The following is a 5,729-nucleotide window of genomic DNA, read 5'->3' as shown; positions in this document are numbered from 1 at the left end:
AACCCGAGCTTGTCCCCGGTGTCGAAGCGCCGCCCGGCGAAGCGGACGGCGTAGAGCGGACGTCGCTCCCGCAGGCGACGCAGCGCGTCGGTGAGCTGGATCTCGCCGCGGTGGTCGGGCGGGGTCTCGGCCAGGATCGGGAAGATGTCCGGCGTCAGGACGTAACGGCCGATGATCGCCAGGTCCGACGGCGCCGCCTCCGGAGCCGGCTTCTCGACGAGCTCTTCCACCAGATAGACGTTGTCCCCCACCGCGCTCCCGCGGATCACCCCGTACAGGCTGAGCTGGTCGCGGGGCATGCGCTCGACGGCCAGGACCGGCTCTCCGTATTGCGCGTGGACGGCGAGCAGCTGGGCGATGCACGGGGGATCGGCCACGATGATGTCATCGCCCAGGAAGACGGCGAAGGGTTCGTCCTCGACCAGCGGGCGCGCGCAGAGGATGGCGTGGCCGAGCCCGAGCGGCTCTTTCTGGCGAATGTAGGACACGGGGGCGAGATCGGAGATCGCCTTGATCTGGGCGAGTTCCTCCCACTTGCCGCGCTCCTGCAGGTAGAACTCCAACTCCACGGCTGCGTCGAAGTGGTCCTCGATGGCGCGCTTGCCGCGGCCGGTGATGATCGTGAGCCGATCGAGCCCGGCCGCCACCGCTTCTTCGACGACGTACTGAATCATCGGCTTGTCGACGAGGGGGAGCATCTCTTTCGGCTGCGCCTTGGTGGCCGGGAGAAACCGCGTGCCGAGACCGGCGGCCGGGAAAATGGCGGAGCGTACCCTCATGCCCGAGACTCCTTCTCGCGTGGCGGGACGAGTGATGGGTGATCCGGAGAGACGTGAACCACCTGCTGAGGATACGGGATCTCTATGCCCGCGGCGTCGAGTCCCTCTTTGACACGCCGGCGGAGCTCGAGCTCCATCGGGAACTTGTGCTGGGCATCCACGCGGGCGTGGAGTCGCAGCACGACGTCGGAGGCCTGGAACCGCAGGATGCCCTCGGCCACCGGGGGCTCCAGGACCTGCCCCGGGTGGGCTTCCCGGAGCGCGTGTCCGACTCCCTCCAGGACGCGGAGCGCGCGCGTGATGTCCTCGCCGTACCCCACGCTCACCTCGACGACGGCCCGGGCCCAGCCGGCCGAATGATGGCCGAACGCCGTGAGCTCGCCGTTGGGGACGATCCGGAGCTCGCCGGAGAACTTCCGGATCTTGGTGACCCGTAGTCCCACCGCCTCGACGACGCCGCTGTGCGAGCCCACCTCGATGACGTCGCCGACGGCGATCAGGTTCTCGAAGAGGATGAAGAAGCCGGTGATGACGTCCTTGATCAGGCTCTGGGCGCCGAGGCCGATCGCCAGCCCGATGACCCCGGCCGAGACCATCAGGGCCCGAACGTCGATCCCGAGCTCGCTGAGGACGACCACGGTCACGATGAACGCGATGACATAGCGCGCCGCGCTGGCCAGGAGCGGGTTGAGCGTCCGCGCCCGTTGCGCACGCGCCGTGTAGTTGGCCACACCTCCCAGGGGACTGAGCAGACGATCGATCAGCCCGATCACGATCCGATAGGCGATCCACCCGATGAGGATCGCGCCGAGGATGGCCCCGAACCGCGCCAGCGCGCCCGCGGCCACCTCGCCGAGCGCAAACACACGGGTCAGGAGGAGCGCGATCTCGTCCAACGGCGTCTCGACCTTCATGGCCGCCGCTCCCCCGAGGAGGGATTGCCGTCCGAGCCTCCGGGGGGAACGGGGGCGAGGTGACTCAGAAGACGGATCTCCTTGATGGCCGCCAGCGTGACGAAGTACGTCGTCACGGCCGCCACCAGCCCGACCACCGTCGTGCCGATGAAGAGCGGCTTCGAGGCCACGAAGAGGGCGTCCCAGAACATCTGGACGAAGTTCCCCGCGTGCTCTCGCGCGCTGGTATGGAGCAGGGCGAGCGCCGCTTCGGTGAGCTCGCCGAAGCTCCATATGAGCCCGATGTTCCCGCTCAGGATGGCCTCGCCCAGCTTGAGGCAGAAGGCGTAGAGGAAGGGTGCGAACCAGGGGAGATTGAACCAGGCGCCGGTGATGGTGGCCGCCATGTTGAGCCGGAAGATCAGCGCGACGATCACGGCCAGCACCGTGTGCAGGAAGAAGAACGGCGTGATGCCGATGAACACGCCGACGGCCATGCTGGTCGCGAGTCGCGACGGCGACTCATCGAGGTGGAGAACCGCCGTCACGCGAGCCCGGATCCTGCGCCAGGAGAAGACCACGAGGAGGGCTGTCTCGGTTCCTCGCCTCTAGGAGGGCGATGGCCGCTCGGGCGGCGCCTCGGCGATGGTGACGGGCATCGCGACTTCCTTGCCCTTCCGCAGGACGCGGAGCGTCACCGACTGATTGACGGGCGCGTCGAGGACCAGCCGCTGAAGGTGCTGGAGATCCTCGACCACCACGTCGCCGAACTTGAGGATGACGTCGTTCTGGACGAGACCGGCCTTCTCGGCCGGGCTCCCCGGCAGGCTCCGCGTGACGACAGCGCCCTTCTCGGTTCCGGCGCCGAGCGACTGGGCCAGGTCCTTCGTCAGTGGCTGGAGGGAAACTCCGAGCCATCCACGGACGACCTTGCCCTTCGACACGAGCGCGCTCGCCACGTGGCGGGCGCTGTTGATCGGGATGGCGAAACCGATTCCCTGGCCGGTGGACACGATGGCGGTGTTGATCCCGATGACTTCCCCGCGGAAGGTCAGGAGGGGGCCGCCCGAGTTGCCCGGGTTGATCGAGGCGTCGGTCTGGATGAAATTTTCGTAGGGGACGATGCCGACCTCCGAGCGCCCCGTCGCGCTGATCACGCCGACGGTGACGGTCTGCTCCAGTCCGAACGGGCTGCCGATGGCGATCGCCCACTCGCCCACCTGGAGGCGATCGGAGTCCCCGAGCGGCGCCGCCACGATCCCCTCGGAGGGAATGCGGATGACCGCCAGGTCCGTCTTGGTGTCGCTGCCGACGACCTTCCCCTTGAGCTCCTTCTTGTCGTGCAGGCGGACGACGATCTCGTCGGCCCCCTTGATCACGTGGAGGTTCGTGAGGATGTGGCCCTGGGTGTCGATGATGACGCCGGATCCGACGCCGGCCCGCTCGCGCTCGGATGGCGGCAGCTGGCCGAAGTAGCGGTCGTAGAAGTCCTTGAACGTCGGATCGCCCGAGAAGGGGTCGGCCCCGGGAGGACGCTGGCGGCGCAGGAAGTGGGAGGTTGCGATGTTCACCACCGCAGGACGGACCCGTTCCGCCACCCGCACGAAGGCGCGCTGCATCTCCTCCGCCGTCGGGGCCGCGGCCGCGCCCCCGGATGATCCGCCCCGGAAGGCGGCTGGCAGACGGGCCCCGGTCCACGAGAGCCCGATCCCGAGCCCGAGCCCGACCGCGAGGGCGACGACGACGCCCGCGCCTAACCGCGCGAGAAACCGGGTCATACCGGCCCTCGGAGCAGAATAACCTTGACTTCCCGCCGGCCCCCGCTAAACATCGAGGCGGAGCTCCTCATGGGTACCCTCATGCGTCGCTACACTCACGTGCCCCTCGGCGTCGTGAGCATGCTGCTCATCGTGGTCATTATCGCCTGGCTTCTCGAGCGCCGGGTGGACGGCGTGTGGGATCCGGCCCTGCGGATCGCGGCCCCCGTCCGGGCGGCCGTCACCATCGCCCCGATGCCGCCCCGAGCGCCCGAGGCAGCCGCCGCGCCCGTCGAGGCGCCGCCCGAGCGCGCCACGGCGCCCGCCGAGGCTCCGGTGTCTCCGTCGGCTTCGATGCCGGCGCCCGTGGAGGTCACGGCCCCCGCCCCCCCGGCCGAGCGCTACGCGCTCGAGAGCGGACCCTTCACGTCCGCCGAGGCGGCGGATCGAATCGAGGACCAGCTCAATCATCTCGGCTACGCCACCGTCCGGTTCCGCAAGCAACAGGTGCGGCGCCACTACGTCGTCGCGGCCACCGGTTTCCCCTCCCTGCGGGAGGCCCGGCGCGCGGCGGCCGAGCTCGGCCGCGGAACCGTCCTCGAGGCCGACGACGGCCTCGAGGTTCAGGTCGACACCTTCCCGACCCTCCACGAGGCGATCGCGGCAGCCCGCGCCCTCCGCGGGCGCGGCTTCGAGATCCGGTTGGACGAAGATCTCAGCCCCACCGTCATCTATCACGTCCGGTACGGCCAGTTCCAGAGTCAGGCCGCCGCTCATGCCCGCGGCGAAGCGTTGGCCCTGTTCGGGCTCACGAGCCGCGTCGTCAAGGTCGTGCGGTAGCGGCCCGCCGCCCGTCAAGCCACGAATGGCGGGATGGGGGGCACCTCCAGGAGCTGCCCTCTGACGTCGACCACGCTGGGGACCGTCCGGGCCACCTCGGACGCTTTCTCCAGAGCGGCGGTACCCTCGAGCTGGATGACGCCCCGATCAGCCTCGACGTTGATGCGGTACTTGCGCGTCTCCGGGTGGGCGGCGAGGGCGGTCCGGACGCGGGAGGCCAGCGCACGGTCCCGCACGGCCTGACGCGACGCCTCGGTGGCCGCCAGCTCCGGACGTCCGAGGAGACCCACGATGACGTCGACGGCCCCCTGGGTCGCCAGCTTCTCGGTGTTGATCACGACATCGTAGAGCGCCGGGTCGGACCAGTCCACGTCGTAGAGATATCGCATCCTCCCGAACTTCTCCTGGTCGTTCCGCCGGACCATCTCGGCCGTGGTCCGGGCGTCCATGCTCTCCCCCATCTGGCCCGCCATCTTTTTCATCACGCGCTTCACGCGCATGTCGAAGGGCGCCATGATCCGCACCCGGAGCACGTGGCCGATCCCCCGGAGGAGCACCTGCCCCCCCCGACCCATGATCACGACGTTGTCCTGCTCGGCCACGTCCAGCAGGGCCGACTGCAGGACGGTGATGTACTGGCGCGTCTCGACGTCGAAGCGCTCGAAGAGGGAGGGCTTGGTTTCGTCGAGCTGGACCAGCTTTTCCTCGCCGACCCCGTACCGACCCGCGGCCTGCGAGATCATGTCCTGGTCCACGTAGCGGTAACCGAGCCGCTCGGCCAGTGCCGCACCGATCTCCGCGCCCCCCGACCCCATCTCGTGCGACATCGTCACGATGGCCATGGGCACCTCCCGACCTGAGTCTGTCCCTGCGAAAAATCGCGCGGGGTCTGGCTCGCGCCCTCACCCCCTTCCCCCCGCCACCGGGGGTTCCACTCCGAGGGGCGGCGTTGCCGCCGCGACCGGGGGGGTCCGGAGAGGGCCGTCGAGGCCCGCTCCGGCTGTCTCAGTCCTCCTCCACCACCTCAAACTCCTCCCCCGGTGCCCCGCAATCGGGGCAGCGCTCGGGAGGGGTCGTTCCCGGGTGGATGTGACCGCAGCGCAGACATCGACAGACCAGCTGCACGAGGCCTCCGGCGAAGGCCACCCCTATTCTAGCCGAAAGTTAGCAGCATGAGAACTGGTGAAGGGATGCGACACGCGGGTGTGCAGACCGCGGCAGATCGGGGCGCGACCTGCAACCTCCCCGCAACCGGCACGGCCTCTCCCCCCCGGGGGGCACTGGGCACGACCCGGCAGGGGGCTCGCGCTCCGGCGGGGTGGTCGGAGCGTAGATGAAGCGTCCCGTTGCGGTCCGACCAACTCCGACCAAACGCGGGTCCTCGGATCTCCCTCATCCTCCTCATCCTCACTCTTGACAACCTGTAGCAATATACCGCAATATAGAGGTTGCGCCGAGGG

Annotated in this window: 6 protein-coding genes; 1 reads left to right on the top strand and 5 read right to left on the bottom strand. The window is 69.1% G+C overall.

What is annotated here, in order from left to right; translation table 11 throughout:
- The 4 genes from galU to VGW35_06890 all read right to left on the bottom strand — a co-directional run.
- Positions 1-779: UTP--glucose-1-phosphate uridylyltransferase GalU (gene galU, locus VGW35_06905; GenBank protein ID HEV8307382.1), on the bottom strand; the 779-nt coding region annotated here is incomplete at its 3' end.
- The gene (locus VGW35_06900) at positions 776-1,693 is read right to left on the bottom strand and encodes a mechanosensitive ion channel family protein (GenBank protein ID HEV8307381.1); all 918 of its coding nucleotides are present in this window, start codon (positions 1,691-1,693) and stop codon (positions 776-778) included. The genes VGW35_06900 and galU, both read right to left, overlap by 4 nt.
- Positions 1,690-2,253 (bottom strand): DUF2062 domain-containing protein, encoded by a 564-nt coding sequence (locus tag VGW35_06895; protein ID HEV8307380.1) that lies wholly within the window; start codon positions 2,251-2,253, stop codon positions 1,690-1,692. Before VGW35_06895 ends, VGW35_06900 begins: the two co-directional genes overlap by 4 nt.
- Positions 2,254-2,280: 27 nt before the next feature.
- Positions 2,281-3,450: a trypsin-like peptidase domain-containing protein gene (locus VGW35_06890; protein HEV8307379.1), complete on the bottom strand. Its 1,170-nt coding sequence runs from the start codon at positions 3,448-3,450 to the stop codon at positions 2,281-2,283.
- A gap of 69 nt (positions 3,451-3,519) precedes the next feature.
- Here VGW35_06890 and VGW35_06885 point away from each other — a divergent pair, with 69 nt between their 5' ends.
- Positions 3,520-4,269, top strand: coding sequence for an SPOR domain-containing protein (locus VGW35_06885; protein ID HEV8307378.1), 750 nt, complete (start codon positions 3,520-3,522; stop codon positions 4,267-4,269).
- Positions 4,270-4,283: 14 nt separating this feature from the next.
- On the opposite strand, the gene VGW35_06880 is transcribed toward VGW35_06885, so the two are convergent.
- On the bottom strand, positions 4,284-5,111 hold the full coding sequence (locus VGW35_06880) for a cytidylate kinase family protein (GenBank protein ID HEV8307377.1): 828 nt from the start codon (positions 5,109-5,111) through the stop codon (positions 4,284-4,286).
- Between the last annotated feature and the right edge of the window lie 618 nt (positions 5,112-5,729).

The organism is Candidatus Methylomirabilota bacterium (assembly GCA_036005065.1).
In the GTDB taxonomy this organism is placed as follows: Bacteria; Methylomirabilota; Methylomirabilia; order Rokubacteriales; family DASRDR01; genus DASYQW01.
Note: the sequence above shows the minus strand (reverse complement) of the source record. Positions and strands in the feature narration are given on the sequence as shown.

Coding starts and splice junctions, on each gene's coding strand:
- VGW35_06900 (HEV8307381.1), bottom strand. CDS start 1,693: ATGAAGGTCGAGACGCCGTTGGACGAGATCGCGCTCCTCCTGACCCGT.
- VGW35_06890 (HEV8307379.1), bottom strand. CDS start 3,450: ATGACCCGGTTTCTCGCGCGGTTAGGCGCGGGCGTCGTCGTCGCCCTC.
- VGW35_06885 (HEV8307378.1), top strand. CDS start 3,520: ATGGGTACCCTCATGCGTCGCTACACTCACGTGCCCCTCGGCGTCGTG.
- VGW35_06880 (HEV8307377.1), bottom strand. CDS start 5,111: ATGGCCATCGTGACGATGTCGCACGAGATGGGGTCGGGGGGCGCGGAG.